At 73.6% G+C, this 25,174-nt stretch carries 24 protein-coding genes; 10 read left to right on the top strand and 14 right to left on the bottom strand.

Features of this window, described 5'->3' with window-relative positions; translation table 11 throughout:
- Positions 1 to 73: 73 nt before the first annotated feature.
- Positions 74 to 796, bottom strand: a complete 723-nt coding sequence (locus tag AB0I91_RS25865) for an SAM-dependent methyltransferase (RefSeq protein WP_498784319.1) — start codon at positions 794 to 796, stop codon at positions 74 to 76.
- 224 nt (positions 797 to 1,020) lie between these two features.
- Here AB0I91_RS25865 and AB0I91_RS25860 point away from each other — a divergent pair, with 224 nt between their 5' ends.
- Positions 1,021 to 2,895: a pectate lyase-like domain-containing protein gene (locus tag AB0I91_RS25860; RefSeq protein ID WP_499639243.1), complete on the top strand. Its 1,875-nt coding sequence runs from the start codon at positions 1,021 to 1,023 to the stop codon at positions 2,893 to 2,895.
- Positions 2,896 to 2,944: 49 nt separating this feature from the next.
- Here AB0I91_RS25860 and ilvD read toward each other — a convergent pair whose 3' ends face one another.
- From ilvD to AB0I91_RS25840, 4 genes are all read right to left on the bottom strand, one after another.
- Entirely contained in the window at positions 2,945 to 4,642 is a 1,698-nt protein-coding gene (ilvD, locus tag AB0I91_RS25855; RefSeq protein WP_499639241.1) for a dihydroxy-acid dehydratase, read from the bottom strand.
- Positions 4,643 to 4,734: 92 nt separating this feature from the next.
- Positions 4,735 to 5,463 (bottom strand): hypothetical protein, encoded by a 729-nt coding sequence (locus tag AB0I91_RS25850; RefSeq protein ID WP_499639239.1) that lies wholly within the window; start codon positions 5,461 to 5,463, stop codon positions 4,735 to 4,737.
- Positions 5,464 to 5,551: 88 nt separating this feature from the next.
- Positions 5,552 to 6,928: a GntP family permease gene (locus tag AB0I91_RS25845; protein ID WP_498784311.1), complete on the bottom strand. Its 1,377-nt coding sequence runs from the start codon at positions 6,926 to 6,928 to the stop codon at positions 5,552 to 5,554.
- Between the two features lie 34 nt (positions 6,929 to 6,962).
- Positions 6,963 to 7,502, bottom strand: a complete 540-nt coding sequence (locus AB0I91_RS25840; RefSeq protein WP_499614847.1) for a gluconokinase — start codon at positions 7,500 to 7,502, stop codon at positions 6,963 to 6,965.
- Between the two features lie 111 nt (positions 7,503 to 7,613).
- Between AB0I91_RS25840 and AB0I91_RS25835 the strand changes: the two genes are divergently transcribed.
- Both AB0I91_RS25835 and AB0I91_RS25830 read left to right on the top strand, forming a co-directional pair.
- Entirely contained in the window at positions 7,614 to 8,351 is a 738-nt protein-coding gene (locus AB0I91_RS25835; RefSeq protein ID WP_498784307.1) for a FadR/GntR family transcriptional regulator, read from the top strand.
- A 232-nt stretch (positions 8,352 to 8,583) separates the two neighbouring features.
- Positions 8,584 to 9,537, top strand: a complete 954-nt coding sequence (locus AB0I91_RS25830) for a hypothetical protein (RefSeq protein WP_499639237.1) — start codon at positions 8,584 to 8,586, stop codon at positions 9,535 to 9,537.
- A 12-nt stretch (positions 9,538 to 9,549) separates the two neighbouring features.
- On the opposite strand, the gene dacB is transcribed toward AB0I91_RS25830, so the two are convergent.
- Positions 9,550 to 11,100: a D-alanyl-D-alanine carboxypeptidase/D-alanyl-D-alanine endopeptidase gene (gene dacB, locus AB0I91_RS25825; RefSeq protein ID WP_498784304.1), complete on the bottom strand. Its 1,551-nt coding sequence runs from the start codon at positions 11,098 to 11,100 to the stop codon at positions 9,550 to 9,552.
- A gap of 236 nt (positions 11,101 to 11,336) precedes the next feature.
- On the opposite strand from dacB, the gene AB0I91_RS25820 reads away from it, so the two are divergent.
- Both AB0I91_RS25820 and AB0I91_RS25815 read left to right on the top strand, forming a co-directional pair.
- Complete coding sequence (locus tag AB0I91_RS25820; RefSeq protein WP_499614855.1) at positions 11,337 to 12,143, top strand: SAM-dependent methyltransferase; 807 nt, start codon at positions 11,337 to 11,339, stop codon at positions 12,141 to 12,143.
- A gap of 122 nt (positions 12,144 to 12,265) precedes the next feature.
- Positions 12,266 to 12,682 carry a cold-shock protein gene (locus AB0I91_RS25815; protein ID WP_499639235.1) on the top strand — a complete coding sequence of 139 codons (417 nt, stop codon included), beginning with the start codon at positions 12,266 to 12,268 and terminating at the stop codon, positions 12,680 to 12,682.
- A gap of 52 nt (positions 12,683 to 12,734) precedes the next feature.
- Here the strand turns inward: AB0I91_RS25815 and AB0I91_RS25810 are convergent, their stop codons facing one another.
- Complete coding sequence (locus AB0I91_RS25810; protein WP_498784298.1) at positions 12,735 to 13,646, bottom strand: LysR family transcriptional regulator; 912 nt, start codon at positions 13,644 to 13,646, stop codon at positions 12,735 to 12,737.
- Between the two features lie 74 nt (positions 13,647 to 13,720).
- Between AB0I91_RS25810 and AB0I91_RS25805 the strand changes: the two genes are divergently transcribed.
- Entirely contained in the window at positions 13,721 to 14,767 is a 1,047-nt protein-coding gene (locus tag AB0I91_RS25805) for an alpha/beta fold hydrolase (protein WP_499639233.1), read from the top strand.
- A gap of 6 nt (positions 14,768 to 14,773) precedes the next feature.
- Here AB0I91_RS25805 and AB0I91_RS25800 read toward each other — a convergent pair whose 3' ends face one another.
- From AB0I91_RS25800 to AB0I91_RS25790, 3 genes are all read right to left on the bottom strand, one after another.
- On the bottom strand, positions 14,774 to 15,025 hold the full coding sequence (locus tag AB0I91_RS25800) for a putative antibiotic biosynthesis monooxygenase (protein WP_499639231.1): 252 nt from the start codon (positions 15,023 to 15,025) through the stop codon (positions 14,774 to 14,776).
- Between the two features lie 116 nt (positions 15,026 to 15,141).
- Entirely contained in the window at positions 15,142 to 16,221 is a 1,080-nt protein-coding gene (locus tag AB0I91_RS25795) for a glycosyltransferase family 4 protein (protein WP_499639258.1), read from the bottom strand.
- A gap of 5 nt (positions 16,222 to 16,226) precedes the next feature.
- Positions 16,227 to 18,374: an amylo-alpha-1,6-glucosidase gene (locus AB0I91_RS25790; protein ID WP_499639229.1), complete on the bottom strand. Its 2,148-nt coding sequence runs from the start codon at positions 18,372 to 18,374 to the stop codon at positions 16,227 to 16,229.
- Between the two features lie 147 nt (positions 18,375 to 18,521).
- Between AB0I91_RS25790 and AB0I91_RS25785 the strand changes: the two genes are divergently transcribed.
- Positions 18,522 to 19,568: a glucose 1-dehydrogenase gene (locus tag AB0I91_RS25785; RefSeq protein ID WP_498784290.1), complete on the top strand. Its 1,047-nt coding sequence runs from the start codon at positions 18,522 to 18,524 to the stop codon at positions 19,566 to 19,568.
- A 75-nt stretch (positions 19,569 to 19,643) separates the two neighbouring features.
- Positions 19,644 to 20,009, top strand: coding sequence for a DUF1330 domain-containing protein (locus AB0I91_RS25780; protein WP_498784288.1), 366 nt, complete (start codon positions 19,644 to 19,646; stop codon positions 20,007 to 20,009).
- Positions 20,010 to 20,013: 4 nt separating this feature from the next.
- Here AB0I91_RS25780 and AB0I91_RS25775 read toward each other — a convergent pair whose 3' ends face one another.
- On the bottom strand, positions 20,014 to 20,586 hold the full coding sequence (locus AB0I91_RS25775) for a D-alanyl-D-alanine carboxypeptidase family protein (protein WP_498784286.1): 573 nt from the start codon (positions 20,584 to 20,586) through the stop codon (positions 20,014 to 20,016).
- Positions 20,586 to 21,524 (bottom strand): class A beta-lactamase, encoded by a 939-nt coding sequence (bla, locus tag AB0I91_RS25770; protein WP_499639227.1) that lies wholly within the window; start codon positions 21,522 to 21,524, stop codon positions 20,586 to 20,588. The genes AB0I91_RS25775 and bla overlap by 1 nt, the downstream gene beginning before the upstream one ends.
- Before the next feature lie 83 nt (positions 21,525 to 21,607).
- On the opposite strand from bla, the gene AB0I91_RS25765 reads away from it, so the two are divergent.
- Complete coding sequence (locus AB0I91_RS25765) at positions 21,608 to 22,495, top strand: LysR family transcriptional regulator (protein ID WP_498784283.1); 888 nt, start codon at positions 21,608 to 21,610, stop codon at positions 22,493 to 22,495.
- 2 nt (positions 22,496 to 22,497) lie between these two features.
- Positions 22,498 to 23,400, top strand: a complete 903-nt coding sequence (locus AB0I91_RS25760; protein WP_499639225.1) for a serine hydrolase — start codon at positions 22,498 to 22,500, stop codon at positions 23,398 to 23,400.
- Position 23,401: 1 nt separating this feature from the next.
- Here the strand turns inward: AB0I91_RS25760 and AB0I91_RS25755 are convergent, their stop codons facing one another.
- Together AB0I91_RS25755 and sigC are read right to left on the bottom strand one after the other, a co-directional pair.
- Positions 23,402 to 24,598: an MFS transporter gene (locus AB0I91_RS25755; RefSeq protein WP_498784279.1), complete on the bottom strand. Its 1,197-nt coding sequence runs from the start codon at positions 24,596 to 24,598 to the stop codon at positions 23,402 to 23,404.
- Positions 24,599 to 24,604: 6 nt separating this feature from the next.
- Complete coding sequence (gene sigC / locus AB0I91_RS25750) at positions 24,605 to 25,174, bottom strand: RNA polymerase sigma factor SigC (RefSeq protein ID WP_499639223.1); 570 nt, start codon at positions 25,172 to 25,174, stop codon at positions 24,605 to 24,607.

Genomic DNA, 25,174 nt, shown 5'->3' with positions numbered 1-25,174 from the left:
CGGGCCGCGACGGCATGACCGGGCTGTCGGCCGGGGCCTGGTCGACCCCCCGTCGTGATAGCGCTCGCGCTCCCTACGGCGTCGGCCGCAGCACGAGGGTGACGAAGCCGAGCACGCCGCGATAGCCGTTGAGCCAGCTGTCCCGGTGCGCGGCGGAGGTGGCGAGCACCTGCTCGCGGTCCGGGTGGTCGGGGTGGTCCAGCGCCCACGCGGCCAGCGAGCCGGTCCAGCTCCACTCGTACTCGTCCCACTCCGCGAGCGTGCTCACGTGGCCGTGCACCGGGGTCCAGCCGTCGGCGACCACGCGCGCGACCGTGGTCGCCAGGTCGGCGTACTTCTGCGGGCCGTCCTCCAGCTCCGCCCGCAGCTCCGGGCTCGGCTCGCGTTCCCAGAAGCAGTCGCCGAGCACTACCACGCCGTCCTCGGCGAGGTGGCCCCGCGCGGCGGCGAGGGCGGGCAGCAGCTCGCCGAAGGCGTAGGCCGCGCCGACGCTGAGCACCACGTCCGCCTTGCGGTCCGACCGGTACGCGGTCACGTCCTGCTGGAGGAGTTCCAGCCGGTCGGCCACGCCGAGCCGGGCGGCGTCGGCGAGGGTCCCGTCGAACCCCGCGCCGGAGATGTCCACGCCCACCGCGGTGATGCCGTCGTGCTCCTGCGCCGCGCGCAGCAACCACGCGCCCTCGCCGCAGCCGAGGTCGAGCAGGTGGGCGTCCGGCCGACGGATCGCCCGGTCCAGGAGGTCGCTGACGGTCGCGTCGCCGAGGGGCGCCGCGATCGGGTGTTCCGCATGCGCCAAGGCGCTGATTGTCTGTCGATCCACCTTCAGTGACCAGCACAACGCGCAGGGGAACCGCGCGCGCGTTTCCCGGTCGTACCGGGACGAATTCGTGCTCGTCGAGCATGGCGCGGGAGCGGATCGTGAAGTAGAAATAGCCAACTCCACACCGCCAACGCCTGACCTCCCCGAACCTGAGAGAGCGCTCTCACGTTCGAGTGGTCGGCGTCACTACCCTCAGAGGCATGTCAATGACGATCATGCGCCACGCCAGACGCGAGAGCGCTCCCGCGAGACTGCGCCGGGTGTTCGTGCTCGGTCTCGCCCTGGCCGCCGCCACCACGGCCGCGGCGCCGGCCGTGAGCGCCGACCCGCCCCGGCGCACGCAGGACCTCGGCGTGAACGTGAAGGTGTTCGACCCTTCCATGCCGGTCGCCGAGATCCAGGCCGCGCTCGACGCCACGCACGCCGCCCAGGTCGACAACGAGATGGGCGCCCAGCGGTACGCCTACCTGTTCAAGCCGGGTCACTACGGCACGGCCGAGCGGCCGTTGCAGATCAAGGTCGGCTACTACACCGAGATCGCGGGCCTCGGCGCCTCCCCGACCGACGTCGTGATCAACGGCAAGGTCGAGGTCTACAACCGCTGCCTTACCGAGGGCGGCACGGCCAACTGCCTGGCGCTGGTGAACTTCTGGCGCACCCTGGGCAACCTCACCATCAACATCGACGGCAAGGGGCAGGACGGCTGCCGCGCCGGCGCCAACTTCTGGGCCGTGTCCCAGGCGGTGTCGCTGCGCCGGCTCAACGTCACCAGCGGCACGTTCACGCTGATGGACTACTGCACCGCCGGCCCGCAGTACGCCAGCGGCGGCTTCATCGCCGACTCCCGGCTGCCGGCCGTCGTCAACGGCTCGCAGCAGCAGTGGCTGACCCGCAACAGCGAGCTGGGCAGCTGGTCGAACGGCGTGTGGAACCAGGTGTTCTCCGGTGTCGCGGGCGCGCCCGACGACGCGGCGTTCCCGAACCCGCCCTACACCACGCTCGACACCACGTCGCTGAGCCGTGAGAAGCCGTACCTGTTCGTCGACGACAAGGGCCGCTACAACGTCCGCGTCCCGGCCGCCAAGCGCGACACCAGCGGTGTGTCGTGGGCGAACGGCGTGACGCCCGGCCGCACGATCCCGCTGTCGGAGTTCTTCGTCGCCAAGCCCGGCGACTCGGCGCGCGACATCAACAACCAGCTGGCGCGCGGCAAGCACCTGCTGCTCACGCCGGGCGTCTACGACATCGCCCGCAGCATCGAGGTCAAGCGGGCCGACACCGTGGTCCTCGGTCTCGGGCACGCCACGCTGACCGCCGTGAACGGCTCGACCCCGCTGGACGTCGCGGACGTGCCGGGCGTCGTCATCGCCGGCGTCACGATCGACGCGGGCACCGAGCTGTCGCCCGTGCTGCTGCGCGTGGGCAAGAAGCACGGCAACCGGCCGGCCGACCCGGCCAACCCGACCACGCTGTCGGACGTGTACTTCCGCGTCGGCGGCCCGCACGTCGGCAAGGTCGACACCGCGCTGGAGGTCAACAGCGACCACGTGCTCATCGACCACACGTGGGTGTGGCGCGCGGACCACGGCGTGGAGGGCTTCACCGACACGCAGCGCTGGAACACCAACACGGGCCTCACCGGCGTGGTCGTCAACGGTGACGACGTGACCGCGACCGGCTTGTTCGTGGAGCACTTCCAGCGGCACAACACCGTCTGGAACGGCGAGCGCGGCACCGTCGTGCTCTACCAGAACGAGCTGCCCTACGACCCGCCGACGCAGGCGGACTGGATGAAGGGCGACGTCGAGGGCTGGGCCGGCTACAAGGTCGGCGACCACGTCCGCGAGCACACCCTGCACGGCGCGGGCGTGTACGTGTTCAACCAGAACAACCCGACGATCCACACCGAGAACGGCTTCGAGGTCCCCGAGACGCCGGGCGTGAAGCTGCGCCACATCATGACCGTCAACCTCAGCGCGGGCGTGATCGACCACGTCGTCAACGGCGTGGGCGGCCCGGCCGACCTGACCGGAGTCGGCGTTCCGGTCTACATCGCGGAGTACCCGGCTCCGTGAGCCTGAAGCGGTGCCCGACCCTCGCGAGGGGGTCGGGCACCGCTCCGCGTCAGCCGCAGACCGCGCCGCCGGAGGCGGAGCCGACGAGCTTCGAGTACTTCGCCAGCACGCCCCGCTGGTACCGCGCGGGCAGCGGCGTCCAGCCCTCGCGGCGGGCGGCCAGCTCGGCGGCGTCCACGCCGAGGTCCAGCGTGCCGTTGGCGACGTCGAGCGTGATCGGGTCGCCGTCGCGGACGAACGCGATCGGACCGCCGTCCGCCGCCTCCGGTGCGACGTGGCCGACGCACAGGCCGGTCGTGCCGCCGGAGAACCGGCCGTCGGTGAGCAGCAGGACGTCCTTGCCCAGCCCGGCGCCCTTGATCGCGGCGGTGATGGCGAGCATCTCGCGCATCCCCGGCCCGCCCTTGGGGCCCTCGTAGCGGATGACGACCACGTCGCCGGCGGTGATCGTGCCGTCCTCCAGCGCGTCCATGGCCGCGCGCTCGCGGTCGAACACGCGGGCGGTCCCGGTGAACACGTCGGAGTCGAACCCGGCGGACTTCACCACCGCGCCGTCGGGCGCGAGCGAGCCGCGCAGGATCGTGATGCCGCCGGTGCGGTGGATCGGCTCGCTCATCGCGCGCAGCACCGTGCCGTCGGGGTCCGGCGGCGCGATGTCGGCCAGGTTCTCGGCGACCGTGCGGCCGGTGACGGTCAGGCAGTCGCCGTGCAGCAGGCCCGCGTCCAGCAGCGCCTTCATCACCACGGGCACGCCGCCGATGCGGTCGACGTCGGTCATCACGTGCCGTCCGAACGGCTTGACGTCGGCGAGGTGGGGCACCTTCTCGCCGATCCGGGTGAAGTCGTCCAGGCTCAGCTCCACCTCGGCCTCGTGCGCGATGGCCAGCAGGTGCAGCACGGCGTTGGTCGACCCGCCGAACGCCATCACCACGGCGATCGCGTTCTCGAACGCCTCCCGGGTCATGATCTGCCGCGCGGTGATGCCCTTGCGCAGCATCCCGACCACGGCCTCGCCGGACTTGCGGGCGAACCCGTCGCGCCGCCGGTCCGTGGCGGGCGGCGCGGCGCTGCCCGGCAGGGACATGCCCAGCGCCTCGGCCGCGCTCGCCATGGTGTTCGCGGTGTACATGCCGCCGCACGCGCCCTCGCCGGGGCAGATGGCGCGTTCGATCAGGTCGACGTCCTCACGGCTCATCAGGCCGCGGGCACAGGCGCCGACGGCCTCGAACGCGTCGATGATCGTGACCTCGCGCTCGCTGCCGTCGGTCAGGGTGACCCGGCCGGGCAGGATCGAGCCCGCGTAGAGGAACACGCTGGCCAGGTCGAGCCGCGCGGCGGCCATGAGCATGCCGGGCAGCGACTTGTCGCAGCCCGCGAGCAGCACCGAGCCGTCCAGCCGCTCGGCCTGCATGACCGTCTCCACGCTGTCCGCGATGACCTCGCGCGACACCAGGGAGAAGTGCATGCCCTCGTGGCCCATGGAGATGCCGTCGGACACCGAGATCGTGCCGAACTCCAGCGGGTAGCCGCCCGCCGCGTGCACGCCGTCCTTGCTCGCCTTCGCCAGCCGGTCCAACGACAGGTTGCACGGCGTGATCTCGTTCCACGACGAGGCGACACCGATCTGGGGCTTGGCCCAGTCGTCGTCACCCATCCCGACCGCCCGCAGCATCCCGCGCGCGGCGGTCCTCTCCAGGCCGTCGGTGACGTCGCGACTGCGCGGCTTGATGTCCGGGGTCTCGTTCATGGCACGAAACCTAACGCCCCGGCGGGGCCGTCGCACCGGCGACCGGCCGGTACCGGCCCCGACCGGTCGGAGCGGTCGAGGCCGGGAACCCGTCACAGCTCGGTGTAGCTCTTCAACCCCACCAGGGTGGTGAGCTTCATCGAGTTCGCGCCGGCGGGGGAGGGCAGGCCGAACCGCTTGTCCACCAACCGGTCCAGGCCACCGCAGCCGCGGGCCGCGGGCACGGCGAACGCGGTGTCCTCGATGGTGAACCGGACCACCGGCGGATCGGCGGAGATCCGGTCGGGGCCGCTGGTCCGGACGGGGCGGAACACGAGCGGGTCCGCGTCGTCGCCGATCGAGCACGTGTCGGGCAGCAGGCCGTTGAGCACGCGCAGCTTCAGGTGCTGCACGCCCATCCGGTCGCCGTCGGAGAGGAAGTCGGCGAACCCGGCGTACTCGATGCGCAGGTCCGTGCGCAGCACCGGGTGGTGCCCGGGCACGCCGAGCAGGCCGCCCGGCACGCGGGTCGGCTCGGCCCGCAGCGCGCCGAAGACCTGCGCGAACTCGCCGTCCAGCCGCCCCTCGGCGAACGTCAGCCGCATCGCGCCGGTGCTCTGCTCGGGCAGGGTGCCGAACTTGATGGCGCCGGTGGACACCAGCACCTCGCAGCGCCACTGCGCGGGGTCGGCGCCGGCGGGGATCGCGGGGCAGTCGGCGAAGTCGAACGCGGGCGTCGGCGCGGGCTGCGCGGCGGCCTGCTGCGGGACCGCCGCGGCCAACCCGATCAGCGCGGTGCCCGCCAGTGCCGCGACGGCGGCGCGGCGGAAGGTTCTCGTCATGCCGCCGAGCCTCCCGCCTCGCGCCGCGTCCATGATCCGGCGGATCCCGGAGATCACCCCCGGTTCGCCCCCGAGGCGCGGCCGGGGGTCAACCGAGCAGGAACAGCACCGCGGACAGGCCGAAGCCGACCAGGCTGATCATGGTCTCCATGACCGTCCACGTCGTCAACGTGGTCCGCACGTCCATCCCCATCAGGTTGCCGACCAGCCAGAAGCCCGAGTCGTTGACGTGGCTCGCGATCACCGAGCCCGCCGCCAGGGCGAGCACGATCGCGGCCAGCTCGACCGCGCTGAACCCGCCCGCCTGCACGACGGGCTGCACCAGACCCGCGGCCGTGGTCAGCGCGACCGTCGCCGAGCCCTGCGCGATCCGCAGCGCGGCGGCCATGACGAACCCGGCCGCGAACACCGGCAGCCCGACGTCGGTCAGCCCGACCGACAGCGCGTCCCCGATGCCGCCGGCCCGCAGCACCGCGCCGAACATGCCGCCCGCGCCGGTGATGAGGATGACTGCGCACACCGGCCCGAGGGCTGAGTCGACCAGCTTCTCCACCGACTCCTTGCGCAGCCCGAGGGCGTAGGAGGCGACGAGCACGGTCACCAGCAGCGCCACCGGCGTCGAGCCGAGCGCGCGGGCGACCTGGAACCAGGACGCCTCGCCGTCGACCCACCCGGCGGCGCGCGCCGCGTCCAGCCCGGTGTTGGTGAAGATCATGACGAGCGGGAGCAGCAGGAGCGCGACGACCGTGCCCGGGCGCGGCGGGTTCTCGTGGTCCTCGACCTGCGGTCCGCCGCTGAGGATCGTCGGCACGGGCAGCTCCAGCCGCCTGCCCATCGCCAGCCCGAACAGGTAGCTGGTCAGGTACCAGGTGGGGATCGCGATCAGCAGGCCGAACGCGATCACCAGGCCGACGTCCGCGCCGAGCAGCTCGGTCGCCGCGACCGGACCGGGGTGGGGCGGCACGAACACGTGCATCACGGAGAACGCGCCCGCAGCGGGCAGGCCGTAGCGCAGCACGCCGCCGCCCAGCCGCCGGGCCACCGCGAACACGATCGGCAGCATCACGACCAGGCCGGCGTCGAAGAAGATGGGGAAGCCGAACACCAGCGAGCTGACGCCGAGCGCGAGCGGCGCGCGCTGCTCGCCGAACCGGCGGATCAACGCCTCGGTCAACGACTGGGCGCCGCCCGTGACCTCCACGAGCCTGCCCAGGATCGCGCCGAGGCCGACGAGCAGCGCGACGCTGCCGAGGGTGGTGCCGAACCCGCCGACGAGGGTGGGCACCACCGTGTCGGCCGGGATGCGCGCGGCGAACGCGGTGAGCAGGCTGACCAGCACCAACGCCAGGAACGCGTGCACCCGCAGGTACATGATGAGGAACAGCAGCAGGGCGACCGCGCCCGCGGCGATGCCGAGCAGGGCGCCCGTGCCGAAGGTCTGGACCCAGTCGTCGTTGGTGGTCATCGGCAGCTCCGTCGCTCTCGAGGGTTCCGGCGGGTCAGGGGGTGGCCGGGTGTCCGGCGGCGAGGTCGAGCCGGGTCACGGCTTCCTCGACGATCAGCTCGGGCGCCGAGGTCACGTCGACCTCGGCGCCGTCCTCGTCGGACCGCAGCGGTTCGAGGGTGTCGAACTGCGACCGGAGCAGGGACGGCGGCATGAAGTGGCCGGAGCGGTGCCGCATCCGCTCGCCGATCACGTCGGCGGCGCCGTGCAGGTGCAGGAAGCGGACCCGGGCGCCCGCCTCCCGCAGCACGTCGCGGTAGGCGCGTTTGAGCGCCGAGCACGTGACGACCGCGCTCTCGCCGGCGGCGGCGCGGGCGGTGATCCAGTCGCGGATCGCGGCCAGCCAGGGCGCGCGGTCGTCGTCGGTGAGCGGGGTGCCCGCCGACATCTTCCCGATGTTGGCGGCCGGGTGGAACTCGTCGGCCTCGGCCATCGGCCAGTCGAGCCGGTCGGCCAGCACCCGGGCGACGGTGCTCTTGCCGGATCCGGACACGCCCATCACGACCACGCAGGTCGGCTCGGCACTCGTGGTCATGGGGTGCACCTCTCGGCTGCGACGACGAGACGATCAAAAGTAGTACCTTTGGCGGCGAAAGGTATCACCTTTGATCGCGCTGAGGAAGGCCCGCCGGGCTACGCTGCTGCCGTGCCGGTACCACGTCGTGAGGGCGTCCCGGGCGGCGACGCCCTGCACACCTCCGTGCTCGACACCCTCGGGCTGGAGATCACCAGCGGCGACCTCGCCGAGGGGCGGGTGCTGACGCTCGACGGCATCCAGGAGCGGTTCGGGGTGTCCCGGACCGTCGCCCGCGAAACCATGCGGGTGCTGGAGTCGATGGGCCTGGTGACGTCGCGGCGGCGGGTCGGCATCACCGTGCAGCCCCCGTCGTCCTGGCAGGTCTACGACCCGAGGTTGATCTGGTGGCGGCTGGCCGGGCCGCACCGCGACGCCCAGTTGCGCGCGCTCACCGAACTGCGGATCGCGGTCGAGCCGGTGGCCGCGGCGCGGGCGGCGTGGAACGCGTCGGCGCGGGAGCGCGACCGCCTGCTCGACCTCGCCACGCGGATGCGCCGGCTGGGCGAGGCGGGGCGGCTGGAGGAGTTCCTCGAGCTGGACGTCGCCTTCCACGCGCTGCTGCTGGAGTCGGGCGGCAACGAGATGTTCGCCGCGCTCCAAGGGGTGGTCGCGGTCGTGCTGCGCGGGCGGACGAGCCTGGGGCTGATGCCGGAGAAGCCCGTGCCCGGCGCGTTGGACCTGCACGAGGAGGTGGCGCGGGCGGTCGCGTCCCGGCGCCCGGAGGCCGCCGAACTGGCCATGCGCGCGTTGGTGGCCGAGGTGCGCGACGCCGTGGTGCCCGTGAACGGCCCGCGCGCGGTTCGCTGACCGCCGCGACCGGGGCCTCCCGCGACCCGGGAAGATCGTCCGGGATCGACGGTCGTGGCCCGCGGAGCCGCCGCCCGCCGGATGCGGTCCACAGTGGACCTGGCTCGGCGTGGCCGTTCGGGGACTGCGCGTCACCGCTGTCGGCCGTGAGGCGACGTGCTTCGTCACCGGTACCGGGAACGCGCGGCCCCCGTTCGTCGTCGAAGGCGCGAACCACGAACGGGGAGGCGCCGTGAACTACCCACAGCAACCGCCGAGCGGGCAGGACCCCTACGGGCAGCCGGGCCAGTACGGCGGCTACCAGTACGGCGGGTTCGCACCCCAGCCTCCGCCCGCGCCGAAGAAGCGGACCGGGGCGATCGTGGCCGCCGTCGTGGTGGTCGTGCTGGTGCTGGGCGGCGTGGCGTTCACCGGGTTCGTGCAGCCCGGGTTCTTCGTGGGCGCGGCGGACCCGACGACGACCACGACCACGCCGCCGACCACCGCGTCGTCCACGACGGCGAAGGGCGGCGACGCGGAGAAGCTGCTGGAGGCGCTGGTGGCCGGGCTGGACTCCCAGGACGCCGCCGCCCTCAAGAAGCTCAAGTGCGCGAAGGCCAAGTCCGGCGTGGACAACGCCATCAAGGACGTGTCCGCGCTCAAGAAGGCCGAGCTCGTCGGCAGCGACGAGGTCACCGACGACAAGGTGGAGGGGACCGTCGAGGTCACCACGTCCTCGCGGACGTCGCAGGTCGAGGTGACGGTCGTCCGCGAGGACGGCGACTGGTGCTGGCAGGACATCGCGCGGGCCAACGGGCCGTCGGCCAGCGGACGCCCGACCGCGACCGCCCCACCGACCACCGACGGCGAGCCCACGGCCGGCGGCAAGCCGGTGCCGCCGGAGGCGCTCGCCGCCATGCGGTCCTTCCTGGACAGCGTGAACGCCGGTGACGCGGCGACCGCCGCCGGCCTGCTGTGCCCGGACGCCAACAACGACGCGGCGGACGTGGAGAAGCTGGTCGGCTACGACCCGGACCTGGCCATCGACCCGGACATGGACGGCGGGACGACGGGGGAGGACTCCTTCCAGGTCTACCTCAAGGGCACGGCCAAGGGGCAGAAGTTGGGTGGCTACTCCACGAACCTCTGGGTGACCAGCTACGACGGCCCGTGGTGCGTGCACGGGTTCCGCGCGGTCGTCATCTGATCGCCGCCCGGCTCAGCAGGACTTGGTCCAACTGCACTCCAGCCGTTCGTCGGCGACCGGCTCGGGCGCGACCCTGACCGCGGGCGGGGTCGCGCCGTCCCGGTGGCCGGCCAACCGGACCGCGACGGCGTCCTCGAGCGGTTTCGCCGACGTGAGGGTGTCGTTGCTGATCATGGCGAACACCAGCGGGGTGCCGTCGGCGGTCGTCACGTAGCCGGACAGGGCGCTGACGCCGGTCAGGGTGCCGGTCTTGGCCCGCACGTTGCCCTCGGCCGGGGTGCCGCGCATCCGGTTGCGCAGGGTGCCGCCGACCATCCGGTCGCTCTTCCCGGCCACGGGCAGCGAGTCGTACCAGGGCTGGAACCACGGCTCGCGCCGGGCGGCGAGCAGCAGCGCGGCCACCTGGTCGGGCGAGACCTGGTCCATCCTGGACAGTCCGGAACCGTCCCGCAGCGACAGCGCGGCCGGGTCCACGCCCAGCTCGCCGAGCCTCGCCGTCATCGCGCGCAGCCCCGCGGTCCAGCTGCCCTCGCCGAACACGGCCCGGCCGGCGGTCTTGACCAGGATCTCGGCGTGCATGTTGTTGCTCAGCTTCATGAACGGCACCATCAGCTGCGACAACGGCATCGACCGGTGCTCGCCGAGCAGCCGTGCGTCGGCCGGGGTCGCGCCCGTGCCCGTGCCGCCGAGCACGTGCACGCCGTGCCGGGCCAGGGCGTCGCGGAACAGGGACGTGACCAGCCCGGTCGGTTCCCAGACCGTGCTCCACTCGCTCTCGACGGCCCCGCCGGCGGGGATGCTGCCGCGCACCGCGATCACGTTGGCGCCGTGCTGCCGTTCGACGGACACGCTCGACGCCGAGCCGGGCGCGCCGGTGACGGCGGTGTTGGCGATCGTGACGTAGTCCGTCGGCGGGTCGGTGGTGACCGTGGCCGGTTGGCCCGCCGCGCCGGGCGCGACCCGGACGATGACGGTCCCGGCGTCGTAGTCGGTGTCCGGGGAGACGGTCAGCGCCGAGATCTGGGCGTTGTAGTAGTACGGCTCGTCGTCCCAGGCCCAGCCGGTGCCCAGGCGCACGGAGTCGAACCAGGTGTCGTCGGCGACGAGCTTGCCGCGGACCAGCCGGACGCCGCTGCGGGCGACCTCGGCGGCCAGCGCGTCGTAGTCGGCGGCGAGCATGGTCGGGTCGCCCGTGCCGCGCAGGTGCAGGTCGCCCGCCAGCACCCCGGCGCGCTCGCGGCCGGTCGCGGCCACGGTGGTGCTGAACCGGTGGTCCGGGCCGAGGATGTCGAGCGCCGCGGCGGAGCTGAACAGCTTGCCGTTGGACGCGGGCTGGCCGCGCTCGTCGCCTTCCCGGGCGAACACCACGGTGCCGGTCTCGGCGTGGCGGACGACGAGCCCGACGTCCGCGCCGTCGAGGGCCGCGCTGGTGATGATCGCGTCGAGGTCCCGGCTGAGCGCGTCGTCGGCCAGCGCGGACGCGGGCGTCGCCAGGTCGGCGGCCGGCGCCGCGGCGAACGCGACGGCGGCCAGGACGAGCGCGAACGACCGTGATCTGGGCATGGGAGCTCCTCCAGGGACGCCGGTGCGACTTCTGGTCAAGGATTGTCCACGTATCGGGATGCCTTGTGAAGTTCTGACACGCGAAGGGTGGTGGCGGACGACGACCTTCGGGCACGGTCCAACCCCTGCGCGGGAGCGCACCGATTGCGAACCCCGATAGGGGCTCTCGTGGCGGTTCGCCCGTTGTAGCGTGCACCCGAGCAATCACGGTCCGTGGCGAACCGAGGAGCGGCAGCGTGGAAAGACCTTCGTGGGTGGGCCCCGACATCGACCTCTCGCGACCGAGCCCGGCGCGCGTCTACGACGTGCACCTGGGCGGCGCGCACAACTTCCAGGTGGACCGGGAGGCGGCGCAGCGCATCGTCGAGGTCATGCCGGGGTTGCCGCGGATCCTCCGCGCCAACCGCGCGTTCCTGCGCCGCGCGGTGCGCTACCTGGTCGGCCGGGGCGTCACCCAGTTCCTCGACCTCGGGTCGGGCATCCCCACGGCCGGCAACGTGCACGAGGTCGCGTGGAGCGCCGACCCGGACTGCCGGATCGTCTACGTGGACGTCGACCCGGTCGCGGTCGCGCACAGCCGGGCGATCCTCAGCGAGCACGCCAACGCCACGGCGGTGCAGGGCGACCTGCGCCGGCCGCGCGAGGTGCTGACCCACCCGGACGTGGTGCGGACGCTGGACTTCACCCGGCCGGTCGGCGTGCTGATGTTCGCGGTGCTGCACTTCGTGCCGGACTCCGACAAGCCCGCCGAGATCGTCCGGGAGTACCTCGACGCCACCGTGCCGGGCAGCTACCTCGCCCTCTCGCACGCCAGCCTGGAGGGCGAGGCCGACCGGGCCGAGGAGGCGACCGAGCAGTTCCGCAACCGGGTGACGGACTTCTCGATGCGCACCCGGGCCGAGATCACCGACCTGCTCGCGGGCGTGGAGCTGGTCGACCCCGGTGTGGTGTACCTGACCGAGTGGCGCCCGGAACCCGGCGACGAGGACCCGGACCCGAAGCAGATGTCGACGTTCGCGGCCGTCGGTCGCAAGGCGGGCTGAGCGCGCTCCGAGGACGGAGGAGTCCGGACGTCGTGCCCACGAGTCGCGCGCCGGCGTCCGGGATAGGATCGTGGTGATGTCGCCACAGGTGTGGCGCGTGCTGCTGGTAAGGGGTTGCGGTGGTGGTGAAGGGCAAGGTCGTCCGGTTCGACGAGGTGCGCGGGTACGGGTTCGTGTCGCCCGACGAGGGCGGCGAGGACGTGTTCATCCACGTCAACGACATCGACTTCGACAAGAGGCTGATGGCGCCCGGCGCGCTGGTCGAGTTCCTGGTGGAGATGGGCGACCGGGGGCCGAAGGCCTCCCGGGTGAGCCTGGTGCGGGAAGCGTCCGTGCGGGCCGGGACGCCGTCGTACCACTCGGGTGACGACGTCAACGGCAACGACATGTTCTGCGAGGTCGTGTCGACCAAGCGCTACTTGCAGGAGGTCACCGAGACGCTGCTGGCCTCGGCGCCCGGCATGACGGCCGAGCAGATCCTGAACGTGCGCAAGAACCTGGTCGGCATGGCGCGCAAGTACAACTGGCTCGAGGACTGAGCGCCGGTCACCCGATCGCCGGGACCTCCCGGAGGGCCGCGCCTCGCACCGGTCACCCGGCCGGCGTCGTGCCGCGCGCCCTGGTGAGGTCCCGGGCCAGGGCGGTGAAGTTGGCGGCCGCCGGGGAGTGGTTCGGCACGGGCAGCGCGATCGCCAGGTCGACCAGCCGCACGGTGGGGCTCAGCGGCAGGAACGCGACCTCCGGCCGCGGCTGGGCGGCGGACGAGCCGGGCACGATGGACACCCCGCAGCCCGCCGCGACGAGGCCGACGATGGTCGGCATCTGCACGGCCTCCTGCGCGACCTCGGGGGTGAACCCGCCGCGTCGGCACAGCGCGGTGATCTCGTCGTGCAGCCCGGGTCCCAGGTGGCGCGGGAACAGCACGAACGGCTCGCCGGCCAGCGACCGGACGTGCACCCGCCGCCGGCCGGCCAGGCGGTGGTCGTTCGGCACCACGGCGACCAGCGGCTCGCGCGACACCGGCACCAGCTCCAGGTCGTCGGACGGGCCCGGCAGCGGCGGGCGGAGCAGGCCCACGTCCAGCGCCGCCGCGCGCAGCCGCTCGACCTGCGGCACGGTCGGCAGCACGGAGAAGGACAGGGCGACGGCGGGGTAGCGCGCCCGGAACTCGCGGATGATCATCGGCAGCGGGTGCAGCACCGACGAGCCGACCATCCCGATCGACAGCGAGCCCTCCTCGCCCCGCCCCGCCGCACGCGCCCGACGCGCCGCGGCGTCCACCATGGACAGCGCGGCGCGCGCGTCCGCGACGAACGCCTCACCGGCCCGGGTGACGTGGACGTTCCTGGTGTCGCGGTGGAACAGCGCCACCCCGAGCTCGGTCTCCAGCGCCTTCACGGTCTGGCTCAACGGCGGCTGCGCCAGGCCGAGCGCGGCGGCGGCCCGGCCGAAGTGCAGGTGGTCGGCGACCGCGACGGCGGCCCGCAGGTGCCTGAGATCCATATCCACCCCGTATCAATCGCACCGATTCTGTGCACGATCAGATCAGGTGACCGGTCCGGCGGCATCCTGGCCGCATGCTGAAGACGATCCTCACGCTCGCGATGGCCGCGACGATCACGCAGGCGCCGCCGTCCGACCAGGTGGTGCGCAAGGACTGGAAGGTGCGTGGCGAAGCCGGGCACCTGGGTGTCCGCGAGGTGCGGACGGCCCGGTCGGCACGCGGCCGGCCGGTGCTGCTGCTGCACGGCGCCCGCGTGCCGGGCGTCGCGTCGTTCGACCTGCCCGTGCCCGGCGGGTCGCTGGCGGCCGACCTGGCGCGCGAAGGCCACCGGGTGTTCATCGTGGACGCGCGCGGCTACGGCGCCTCCGTCCGCCCTGAAGCGCTCGACGCGCCACCGTCGGCCAACCCGCCCGCCGTGACCGGCGAGCAGGTGGTGCGCGACATCGCGTCGGTCGTCGACCGGCTGCGCGCGACGACCGGCCACGACCGCGTCGACCTCGTCGGCTGGGCGACCGGCGGGCACTGGGCCGCCTGGTACGCGAGCGAGCACCCGGACCGGGTCGCGCACCTCGTGATCTACAACAGCCTGTACGGCGCGATCGACGGGCACCCGGTGCTCGGCCGCGGCTCGGACTACGAGGACCCGGCGCGGCCCGGCCACTTCGACGACGCGCGCCACGGCGCGTACCGGCTCTCGACCGGGCCGGGCCTGCTCCGCGGTTGGGACGCCGCCATCCCGGTGGACGACAAGTCCGCGTGGCGCGACCCCCGCGTCGCGGCGGCCTACGTCGAGCACGCGGTGGCGAGCGACCCGACGTCGGCCGACCGCGAGCCGCCGAGCTTCCGCGCCCCGACCGGCGCGCTGAAGGACAGCTTCCACCTCGCGACCGGCCGACGCCTCTGGCACGCGGGCACGATCACCGCCCGGACGCTCGTCCTGCGCGGCGAGCACGACTTCTGGTCACGCGAGGGCGACGTGACCACGCTGGTCGCCGACCTCGACCGGGCGGCGGACGTGCGGGCGGCGCGCCTGGACGGCGCGACGCACTTCGCCCACCTGGACCGGGCCGGGCACGGCCGGGACCGGTTGCTCGACGAGGTGGTGCGGTGGCTGCGCTAGCGCCAGTCACGACCGCCGGGAGAGCAGGCGGACGCGGAGCCGTTGCAGCGGCGGCATGAGCCCGTAGATGACGACCGGCACCGCGATCGTCGCCAGCACGAGGGTCCGCAGCACGGTCGGCGCGCCGTCGAGGAGGTCGCCGAACAGCAGCTGCAGCACGGTGAGCGTCGGGAAGACGGCCACCCAGATCATCAGGGCCAAGTGGTGCCGCGGCGGTGGCCCCACGCGGGTCACCGCCGCCGTGTCGTTCTCGGTCATGGCGCCAGCTTCGGCCCGACCCGCCGGAAACGACAACTCCTGTTGCCGTTTCCGGGAATCGCTCAGGTGGAGCGCCGGCCGGGCGACCCTGGCGTCGAGCCAGGAGGTCGACCGGGTCAGCGGGCGGCGGCGGTGCGGGTCGTGGTCACCGCCTCCAGCACGTGCGGGGACTCGGCGGCGGCGGAGCGGTAGACGTCCTCGTAGCGGGCGGCCATCAGCTCGACGTCGAACCGGCGGACCGCCTCGGCCCGGCACCGCTCGGCCGACAACCGGTCGACCCGGCGCAGCGCCGCGACCAGCGACGCGTGGTCGTCGCACACGAAGCCGGTCTCACCGTGCGCGACGACCTCCGGGACGGAGCCGCGGCGGGTGGCGACCACGGGCGTGCCGCACGCCATCGCCTCCACCATCACCAGCCCGAACGGCTCGTCCCAGCTGATCGGGAACACCAGGCAGCGCGCGGCGGTCAGCAGGTGCAGCTTCTCCTCGCGGTCCACCTCGCCGAGCCACTCGACGCCCGGGCCGAGCAACGGCGCGATCTCGCGCCGGAAGTACTCCCGCTCCACCGGCTCGCGGCACTTGGCCGCGATGCGCAGCGGGACACCGGCCGCGGTGGCGGCGGCGATCGCCTCGGGGATCCCCTTGAACGGCGCGGTCCGCCCGAGGAACAGCGCGTAGTCCTCCTTGTCCCGGCGGAACGGGAACGTGCCGACGTCGACGGCGTTGTGCACGGTGCCCGCCCAGTCCAGGTCCGGCGCGAGCCGGCGTTGCGCGTTGGAGACGGCCACGAGGTTCACGCTGCCGTTCAGGCCCCGGTAGTAGCGTCCCGTCTCCCCGGTCACGGGCAGGTGGGCGGTGACCACGGTCGGCAGCGAACGGCCGCGGGCCAGCAGCGGTCCGGCGAGGCTGTGGTCGTGCACGACGTCCACGTCCAGGTCGGCCAGGATGGCGGGCAGCGCGGCGGCGTGCACCACCTCCGGCACGCCCTGCCCCATCCGGTCCGGCTGCGCGCGGTCCCACGTGGCCCGGAACTCGGCGGCCGTGCCGTTGCGGCCGACGCCGACCAGGACGACGTGGTTGCCGCGCGCGACCAACCGGTCCGCCAGGTCGGCGCACATCGACTCGATGCCGCCGTAGGCCGAGGGCGGCAGCTCGAACCAGGGCGGGGCGATCATCGCGACGCGCAGCGGTGTCACCGTGCTCACCCCCTGTCGTCCAGGCCCGGGTGCACCCCTACCGGCGCACGGACCAGTTCGACGTCCTCGGGCAGGCCGCGCACCCGGACGTCGTCGCCGTCGACCTCCAGGTCGACGCGCGCGCCCAGCATCGGTATGCCGTCGAGGGCCAAGGGCTGGAACGACTCCGGCAGCACGGGCGCGAGCCACACCTTGCGGCGCGGCGAGTACGGCTCCACCCGCAGCAGCACGCGCAGCAGGTGCACGGGCGTGGCCGACGCCCACGCCTGCGGCGAGCACGACGTCGGGTACGGGATCGGGTCCGGGTACTCGGCGCGGTCGAAGCCGCACAGCAGCTCGGGCAGCCTGCCGCCGAACGCCTCGGCGGCCTCCAGGACGGCCATCGTCACCCGCTGCGCGGCCTCCACGAAGCCGTACCGCATGAGCCCGTGCACGATGAGGGCGTTGTCGTGCGGCCACACCGACCCGTTGTGGTAGCTCATCGGGTTGTACGCGCCCATGCCGGACGCGAGGGTCCGCACGCCCCACCCGGTGAACATCTCCGGCGACAGCAGGTGCTCGACGACCCGCTCGGCCTTGTCCCCGTCCACGATGCCGCTCCACAGGCAGTGCCCGATGTTCGAGGTCAGCGCGTCCACCGGCTGCTTGTCCCCGTCCAGGGCGACCGCGTAGTAACCGCGGTCGCGCAGCCAGAAGCGGTCGTTGAACTCCGCCTTCAGCCGCGCCGCGCGCTCGCGCCAGCGCCGGGCGCCGGGCAGGTCCTCGAAGTCCTCGCAGATGCACGCACGCGCCAGGTAGGCGTGGTAGACGTAACCCTGGACCTCGCACAGCGCGATCGGCGGCTTCGCGATGCTCCCGTCGGCGAAGTTCACCCCGTCCCACGAGTCCTTCCACCCCTGGTTGACCAGTCCGCCGGCGGTCGCGCGCTGGTACTCCACGAAACCGTCGCCGTCGCGGTCCCCGTAGTGCTCGATCCACTCCAGCGCGCGGTCGACGTGCGGGATCATGGCCTCGACCTGGTCGCGGTCGATGCCCCAGCGGGACAGCTCGCCCAGCAGCATCACGAACAGCGGCGTGGCGTCCGCCGTGCCGTAGTAGACGTTGCTGCCGCCCAGCGCCAGCGAGGCGTCCGCGCCGAACCTCATCTCGTGCAGGATGCGGCCCGGTTCCTCCTCGCTGTTCGGCTCGACGCGCGTGCCCTGGTGGTGGGCGAGGGTCCGGACCGTGCCCAGGGCGAGGTTGGGGTCGATGGGCAGCGACATCAGCGACGCGAGGATCGAGTCGCGGCCGAACAGCGTCATGAACCACGGCGCGCCGGCGGCGACCGCGATGTCCGAGGGCCGGTCCGGGTCGAAGATCCGCAGCGCGCCCAGGTCCTGCCTGCTGCGCAGCAGCGTCGCGCCCAGCGCCGGCCTGCCCGTGTACCGCAGGACGGGCACGTCCTCGCGCCACCGGCGGGCGCGCAGCACCGGGACGGACTCGTCGATCGGGCGTTCCGGCGGGAACATCGTCTCGGTCGTCCGACCGTCCACGACGGGCTGCACGGTCACGCACGTCGACCACTCGCCCTTGGGCGGGATGACGGCGCGGAAGGTCAGGGTGGACGGCGAGTAGTCGGCGCCCTCCGCCCGCACCCGCACGCCGCGGCTCTGGCCGTCCAGGCGCCGGGTCAGGCGCAGCTCGTCCGGCTCGACCTCGCACTGGTGCCGCCCCCGTGCGCGGACCCGGCTCTCCTTGACCTCGAACAGGTCGGCGAAGTCGGCCTCCACGTGCACCGAGACGACGTGCGCGACGGACTCCCGGCCGAAGTTGCGCAGCGTGATGTCCTCGCGCATGCCCGCGCCGACGTACCGCTCGCGGCGCACGAGCAGGGTGCTCTCGGCCTCGTGCCCGCGGGACCGGCCGCGGCCGACGAACGTCATCCGGAACGGGTCGCGGGTGAGCGTGGTGATGTGCTCGACGGTCGCGCCGTCCACCCGCAACGCCCACCCGGACACGATCCGGGTGTCCTGGAAGAACACGCCCTGGGCGGCGGCGCCGTCCACGTTCCCGTCGCTGCCGCAGACGCAGAACGAGGTGCCGTGCACGAGCGTCACGGTGTCGGGTGACAGCGTGACGGGCTCACCGTCGTAGGCCCAACCACCCTCGGTCATCGTCGGCCTCCTCCGCCGGGTGTTTCCTCCTGCCGACCGGGTGCACCACGGGTGCCACCCCTCGACGAGGGCAAACAACACCCATCCCACCGGGGGACGTCGGCGGCCGGGCCCGCATGCGGGTCGCGCGCGGGGGTAGCCCAGACCATGCGCGCGCTCACGCTCGACCCGAAGAAGGCGGATTCGCTGCAGGTCACCGAGGTGCCGGAACCCGAGCCGCGGCCCGGTGACCTGCTGGTCGAGGGACTGGTCGTCGGTGTCTGCGGCACGGACAAGGAGATCGCCCGCGCCGAGTACGGCTGGGCGCCGCCGGGACGCGACCGGTTGGTGCTCGGCCACGAATCGCTCGGCCGGGTGGCGATGGCGCCTCCGGAGAGTGGTTTCGCGGCCGGTGACCTGGTGGTGGGAGTGGTTCGGCGACCCGATCCGGCGCCCTGCGGCGCGTGCGCGCACGGCGAGTTCGACAACTGCCGCAACGGCGGCTACACCGAGCGCGGCATCAAGGAGTTGGACGGGTACGCGGCCGAGCGGTGGTGCGTCGAGTCGGACTACGCGGTGGCGCTGGACCCGGGGCTGGCGCACGCCGGCGTGCTCATGGAGCCGACGTCGGTGGTCGCGAAGGCGTGGGAGCAGGTCGCCCGGGTGGGTGAGCGGGCGTGGTACGAGCCGGAACGCGCGCTGGTGACGGGCGCGGGGCCGATCGGGCTGCTGGCCGCGATGATCGGCGTGCAGCAGGGGTTGGACGTGCACGTGCTCGACCGGGTCGAGGACGGCCCGAAGCCCCGGCTGGTGCGGCGGCTCGGCGCGACCTACCACGACGGCGACGTGGACGAGGTCGCCTCCCGGCTGCGGCCCGACGTGGTGATCGAGGCGACCGGCGTGGGCAGCGTGGTGATCTCCGTCGTGCGCAACACCGCACCGTACGGCGTGGTGTGCCTGACCGGCATCTCCTCGGGCGGCCACACGGTGGACGTGGACGTCGCGGGCGCGAACCGGGTGATGGTGCTGGAGAACGACGTCGTGGTCGGCTCGGTCAACGCCAACCTGCGCCACTACCGCCAGGCGGCCGACGCGCTGGCGAAGGCCGACCGGGACTGGCTGGACGGCCTGATCAGCCGCCGCGTGCCGCTGGAGAGGTTCGCCGACGCGTTCGACTCCCGGCCGGACGACGTCAAGGTGGTCATCGCCCTCTGAGGTCATCACCTCTGGACCGGTGCGGCAGGTGGACTCACCGATGCGGACGTGATCGCGTGCGTCCATGCTGTCGGCATGGCTGTGGACCCGCGTGGCGCCGACCTGAAGCGACTGCTGGCCGAGGACCCCGGCGGTCCGGTCGTCATGCTGAACCTGCTGCGGTTCGCCGAGGGCGGTGTGGCGTCGTACGAGGAGTACGCGCGGCACCTGCGCAAGACGTTCCTGCCCCGCTACGGCGCGGAGGTCCTCTACGCGGGCGCGGGCTCCACCGCGCTGGTGGCCGAGGACGGGCAGAGCTGGGACGCCGTGGTGATCGTCCGCTACCCCGACCGCGCGGCGTTCGGCCGCATGGTCGCCGACCCGGAGTACCAGCAGGTCACGCACCTGCGCACGCGGGCGCTGACCGAGGCGGTGCTCCAGGCCACGATCCCGTGGGCCTGAGCGTTCAGGAGCCGCTCGCGCTGGGCAGCATGGGCGGGCAGCCGGCGGTCGCGTACGCGGGGTCGTGCTCGAAGTGCCACTCCTCGTTGAGGTAGCGGCGGCACCAGCCGAACGCGGACCCGTTGCGCTCGACCCAGGCGGCCGACTCGAGCGGCTGCACGTCCACCGCGATCCCCTTGACGTGCATGGACTTCTCCGGCGGCAGGACGTACCGCGCGGCGAGCTCCGCGGTGCCGAACCGCCGCACGGCGTCCTCGAACTCCCGCCGCTGCTGGCCGGTGCTCCGCTTGCCGTCGTTCAGGCACAGCCCGACGCCCTGCGCGCCGGCGGCGGCCCGCAACCGGCGCCACGCCTCCAGCACGTCCGGGCGCAGGCCGTCGGGCCGTTCGTCGACGTACCGCGCGTCCAGCGGGCAGACCTGCCCGGTCTCCGGGCCCGGCACCTCCTCCACGATCGCCACCGGGCGGCCGGTGACCGGGTGGTGGACCAGGACGACCCGGCCGGTCGCGCCGAGCGCGCCCACCGAGGCGACGGCCGCCAGCAGCGCCAGCAGCAGACCGATCACGACGCGTCGCATCAGGTCAGCGAGTCCACGGCGTAGGCGGCGGCCTTCGCGACCAGCGCCTGGTCGTACCCGGCGTCCGCGGTCGCCTTGCTGGACATGATCGAGACCACGAGCGGCGCGGCGTCCGGCGGCCACACCACGGCGATGTCGTTGACCGTGCCGTAATCGCCGGTGCCGGTCTTGTCGGCCACCGCCCACCCCTGCGGCACGCCGGCGCGGACGCGGTGCGCGCCGGCCTTGGTGGCGTTGCGCTCGAGCAGGTCGCGGAGGAACGCGCGCTGGTCGGGCCCGAGGGCGTCGCCGAGCACGATCCGCTGGTAGTCGGCGCCGATGGCGCGGGGCGAGGTCGTGTCGCGGGGGTCTCCCGGCACGGCGGTCGTGAGGTGCGGCTCGAACCGGTCCGATCGCGTGACGGTGTCGCCGAGGGTGCGCAGGTAGGCGGTCAGCCCGGCCGGGCCGCCCAGCTCGCGCAGCAGCAGGTTGCCCGCCGTGCCGTCGCTGTGGCGGACCGCCGCGTCGCAGACCTGGCGGAGGGTCAGGCCGGTGGCCACGTGCTGCCGGGTGATGGCGGAACTCGCCATCAGGTCGTCCTCGGTGTACATGACGACAGTGTCCAGGTGGGACGGCGGGTTGCGGTGCAGGACCGCGGCCGCCGCCAGCCCTTTGAACGTCGAGCAGAACGCGAACCGCTCGTCCGCCCGGTACGCCAGGGTCGCCCCGGTGCCCGTGGCCACGGCGTACACGCCCAGTCGTGCGTCGAACTCCCGTTCCAGCCCGATCAGGTGATCGTGCGGCACGGCGGAAGGAGTGGGGGAGGCGGCGGACGTGCCGACCGGCGCGGAGGAGGGCGCGGACGGCGGCGCCGGTTCCCGCGCGCAGCCGGCCAGCGGGAGCAGCGCCGCCGCGCCCAGGAACGCACGGCGGCTGACGGTTCGGTACGGCGGTGTCACGCCGTCGAGCTTCACAGGCGGTCGTGGATGCTGTCCAAGACACCGAGGCGGGCATCGATGCCGATCTGGCATAGTCGCGGCTCGTGGACGTGGTCGAGGCGTGCAAGGCGTTCGTGGCCGTGAGCGGGCACGGCAGCTTCACCGTCGGCGCCGCGGCGGCGCGGATACCGCAGTCCGTGGCCAGCCGGCGCGTGGCGGCGCTCGAGAGGCACTTCGGCGCCCGGCTGTTCACCCGGACCTCGCGGAGCGTGGCGCTGACGCCGTTCGGTCGGGAGATGCTGCCCTCCGCGCGGCGGTTGGTCGACCTCGCCGAGGCGATGGAGCACGACGCCGAGCGCGCCAAGCTGCGCCCCTTCCGGCTGGCCGTGCCCGAGGTGTGCGCGCCGCGCCCGCTGGCCCGGCTCGTCGCCGACGCCCGCCGCCACGACCTGGACCTGGACCCGCGCCCGGCCGGTCCGGCCGAACGCGCGGAGCTGGCCCGCACGCTGGACGTCCGGGCCGCGCTGGTCGCCGTGCCGCCCGACGAGGGCGCCTGGCGGGTGCCGCTCGGCCTCGCCGGTCACGCCGACCCCGGCCCCGTCCCGGCGGTCTACGTGGAGACCCTGCGCGCCGGCCGAGCCGAGCGCAACGCCCGCCGGCGGCGGATCCGGCTCCAGCCGGAGGACGACGTGCCGCACGTCCGCGACCGCCTCACGCGCCTGCGCGACGCGGTCGGCCTGCAACCCGCCCAGGTGGTCGTGGCGGCCTCGCTGGTCGCGGCCACCGCCGACGTGCTCGGCTCCACCGACCTCCTGCTCTGCTCACCGGGCCAGGCCCACGAGCTCGGGCTGCACTGGCGGCCGGTCGGCGAGCTGGACCTCGCCCGCGGCTACGACGTCGCGGCCGGGCTGCGCGAGGACGCCCGCCGGATCCGCGACCTGCCGCCCGCCGCGATCGGGCACTGCCTCGGCGTCCCGGCCGCAGGAGCGTGACGATGGGGACGACCAAGGTCCTGCGTGCGGCGCGGGAAGTGCTGGAGGACGCCGGCCTGCGCGGCTCGTTCCTCGTGCGCGACCTCGACACCGGCGACGAGCTGGGCCTCGACGCCGAGGTGGAGTACCCGGTCGCGTCGCTGGTCAAGGTGCCGCTCGCGATCGCCACGCTGGAACGCGTCGACCGGGGCGAGCTCGACGCCGCCACCCCGGTCGTGGTGCCACCGGACCGGGTCGCCGCGCCAGGCCCGATCGGGCTGCCCAAGTTCCGCCACCCCGCCACGATCGCGCTGGACGACCTGCTCTACCTGAGCATCGCGATCAGCGACAGCACCGCCGCCGACGCCCTCTTCGCGCTGACCCCGCCCCACGCGGTCGCCGCCGAGCTGCGCCGGCTCGGCCACGACGGCATCGCCGTGCGCCACCTCATGCGCGACCTCGTCGACACGCCCGCCGAGCGGTTCACCCCGGCGGAGGGCCACCTCGCCCACTCGCTGGCCATCGCGGCCGCGACCGAGGGGCGCGGGCACCCGGTGACGCAGCTGGACATCAGCCGCGCGAACGCCGGTTCCGCCCGCGCGTTCGTCGACCTCCTGCACGGCGTGTGGCGGCCGACGACGATCCGGCCCGCCGTCGCCGGACGGGTCCGGGAACTGATGGGGGACAACGCGTTGCGCCACCGGCTCGCACCCGACTTCAGCTCCGACGCGTCACGGTGGTCGTCCAAGACCGGCACGCTGCTCAACCTGCGGCACGAGGTCGGCGTGGTCGAGCACGCCGACGGCCGGGCGTTCGCCGTCGCCGCGCTCACCGAGTCGCGCGTGCCCGCCGTGGTGCAGCCCGGGGCGGAGGCGTTGATGGCGCACGTCGCCCGCACGCTGCGCGACGAGCTGCGGGCGTCGTGAGTCAGCGGAAGTCGCGCGCGGACGGCACGAGCGCGGCGGCGGCCGGCGCGGCGAAGCAGACCACCGCGCACACGGCGAGGACGACGCCCGCGCCGAACCCGTCGATCGCCGGTGCGATCAGGGCCAGGCCGACCGGCGCGAGACCGTAGGACAGCAGGAAGTCCAAGGACGACACCCTGGCCAGGGCCGAGGGCTCGACCTCGCGCTGCGCGGCGGTGAACCACGGCACGTTGAACAGCTCGATCCCCACCCCCGCCACCACGTACGCGGCGATGACGACCACCGCGTGCACCGGCAGCAACAGGCTCAACGGCACGAACCCGTAGCACGCCAACCCCGCCAACGCGGTCCAGCCCTGCGCCCGGGAACCCCACCGTCCGGCGATGATCGCGCCACCCAAGGCGCCCACCGTGTACGCGGTCATGGCGGCGGCGAGCACCGCACCCGTGCCGTACCGGTCGCGACTCACCAGGGGCAGCACGACACCCGTCGCCGAGTAGCCCGTGGCGATCACCGCGGTCAACGCGCCCAGACCCGCGACGAACCACGGGTGCCGCCGCGCCTCGCGGACCCCCTCGAAGAACTCGACCGCGAAACGTCGACGGGCCACCGGGACGACGACTCCGCCGGCAGGAGGGATCACCGCCGCGCCCAACCACAGCACCGCCGTCGCGACGATCAACGCGGGCGTGTCGACCACCAGCGCCAGCAACGCCGTCAGGCCCGGCGCGACCAACGTGGTGACCCGCACCGCCAACGTCATCGCCGCGTTCGCCCGCCGCCGCCGGTCGGGGGCGACGACTTCCGCCGTGAGCGCCTGGAACGCCGGTCGGCACGCGCCCTGCCCCGCGCCGACCACGGCCGCCGCCACGGCCATCACCACGACCGACCGTCCCAACCCGACCGCGATGACCGGCGAGGCGACCGCGGCGACCAGTCCCGCCCACCACACCACCCGACGCCGGGAGTGCCGATCGGCCAGCACACCGGCGACCGGCACCGCGACCAGGAACCCGGCGGTCCGGGCGGCCAGCACGATCCCCAGCTCCACCGCGGTCATCGACCGCTCCAGCACGGCGAACCCGAGCACGAACGGCAACGCCCACGTGGCCAACCCGGACGCCGTGGTCCCGATCCACAACCGCAGGAACGCCGCGTCGCGCACCAGCGGCCGGCCGGACCGGACGTCGGGTCGCACGGACGCTCAGCCGACCTCGGTGGCGCCGGACCGGCCGGTCGCGCGCAGCAGGTCGTCACGCGCCCGCGCGACGCGGGACCGGATCGTGCCCACCGGGCAGCCCGCGATCTCGGCCGCCTCCGCGTAGGACAGTCCCAGCACCTGCGTGAGCACCAAGGCCTCGCGGCGATCCGGGTCGAGCGCGTCCAGCAGGAGGTTCAGCTCGACGGTGTCCTCGAAGCCGGACCCGACCGGCCGCCGGTCCGCCTCGCGCTCCCAGTCCGAGCCGGGCGACAGCCGTGGCCGTGACCGCGCCATCCGGACCTGGTCGACCACCACCCGGCGGGCGATCGACAGCAGCCAGGTGCGGGCCGACGAACGCCCGGCGAACCGGCGCAGGCTCACCAGGGCGCGCGCGTAGGTCTCCTGGGCGAGGTCGTCGGCCACGCCGACGTCGGCGAGGTGGGCGATGAACCGCCACACGTCCCGTTGCGTCGCCCGCACGAACCGCTCCAGCGCGTCCCGGTCGCCGGCACGGGCCCGCAACGCCCAGCGCGTCACCTCGTCGTCGGGGTTGGTCACGTTGGGGGAGGTCAC

This window comes from Actinosynnema sp. NPDC049800, assembly GCF_040656635.1.
Taxonomy (GTDB): Bacteria; Actinomycetota; Actinomycetes; order Mycobacteriales; family Pseudonocardiaceae; genus Actinosynnema.
This window is presented reverse-complemented; position numbering and strand designations above follow the sequence as displayed.

Bases quoted from the DNA above. Each gene is read 5' to 3' on its own strand.
- AB0I91_RS25860 (WP_499639243.1), top strand. From the start codon at position 1,021: ATGTCAATGACGATCATGCGCCACGCCAGACGCGAGAGCGCTCCCGCG.
- ilvD (WP_499639241.1), bottom strand. From the start codon at position 4,642: ATGAACGAGACCCCGGACATCAAGCCGCGCAGTCGCGACGTCACCGAC.
- AB0I91_RS25850 (WP_499639239.1), bottom strand. From the start codon at position 5,463: ATGACGAGAACCTTCCGCCGCGCCGCCGTCGCGGCACTGGCGGGCACC.
- AB0I91_RS25845 (WP_498784311.1), bottom strand. From the start codon at position 6,928: ATGACCACCAACGACGACTGGGTCCAGACCTTCGGCACGGGCGCCCTG.
- AB0I91_RS25840 (WP_499614847.1), bottom strand. From the start codon at position 7,502: ATGACCACGAGTGCCGAGCCGACCTGCGTGGTCGTGATGGGCGTGTCC.
- dacB (WP_498784304.1), bottom strand. From the start codon at position 11,100: ATGCCCAGATCACGGTCGTTCGCGCTCGTCCTGGCCGCCGTCGCGTTC.
- AB0I91_RS25810 (WP_498784298.1), bottom strand. From the start codon at position 13,646: ATGGATCTCAGGCACCTGCGGGCCGCCGTCGCGGTCGCCGACCACCTG.
- AB0I91_RS25805 (WP_499639233.1), top strand. From the start codon at position 13,721: ATGCTGAAGACGATCCTCACGCTCGCGATGGCCGCGACGATCACGCAG.
- AB0I91_RS25800 (WP_499639231.1), bottom strand. From the start codon at position 15,025: ATGACCGAGAACGACACGGCGGCGGTGACCCGCGTGGGGCCACCGCCG.
- AB0I91_RS25790 (WP_499639229.1), bottom strand. From the start codon at position 18,374: ATGACCGAGGGTGGTTGGGCCTACGACGGTGAGCCCGTCACGCTGTCA.
- AB0I91_RS25785 (WP_498784290.1), top strand. From the start codon at position 18,522: ATGCGCGCGCTCACGCTCGACCCGAAGAAGGCGGATTCGCTGCAGGTC.
- AB0I91_RS25780 (WP_498784288.1), top strand. From the start codon at position 19,644: ATGGCTGTGGACCCGCGTGGCGCCGACCTGAAGCGACTGCTGGCCGAG.
- AB0I91_RS25775 (WP_498784286.1), bottom strand. From the start codon at position 20,586: ATGCGACGCGTCGTGATCGGTCTGCTGCTGGCGCTGCTGGCGGCCGTC.
- AB0I91_RS25760 (WP_499639225.1), top strand. From the start codon at position 22,498: ATGGGGACGACCAAGGTCCTGCGTGCGGCGCGGGAAGTGCTGGAGGAC.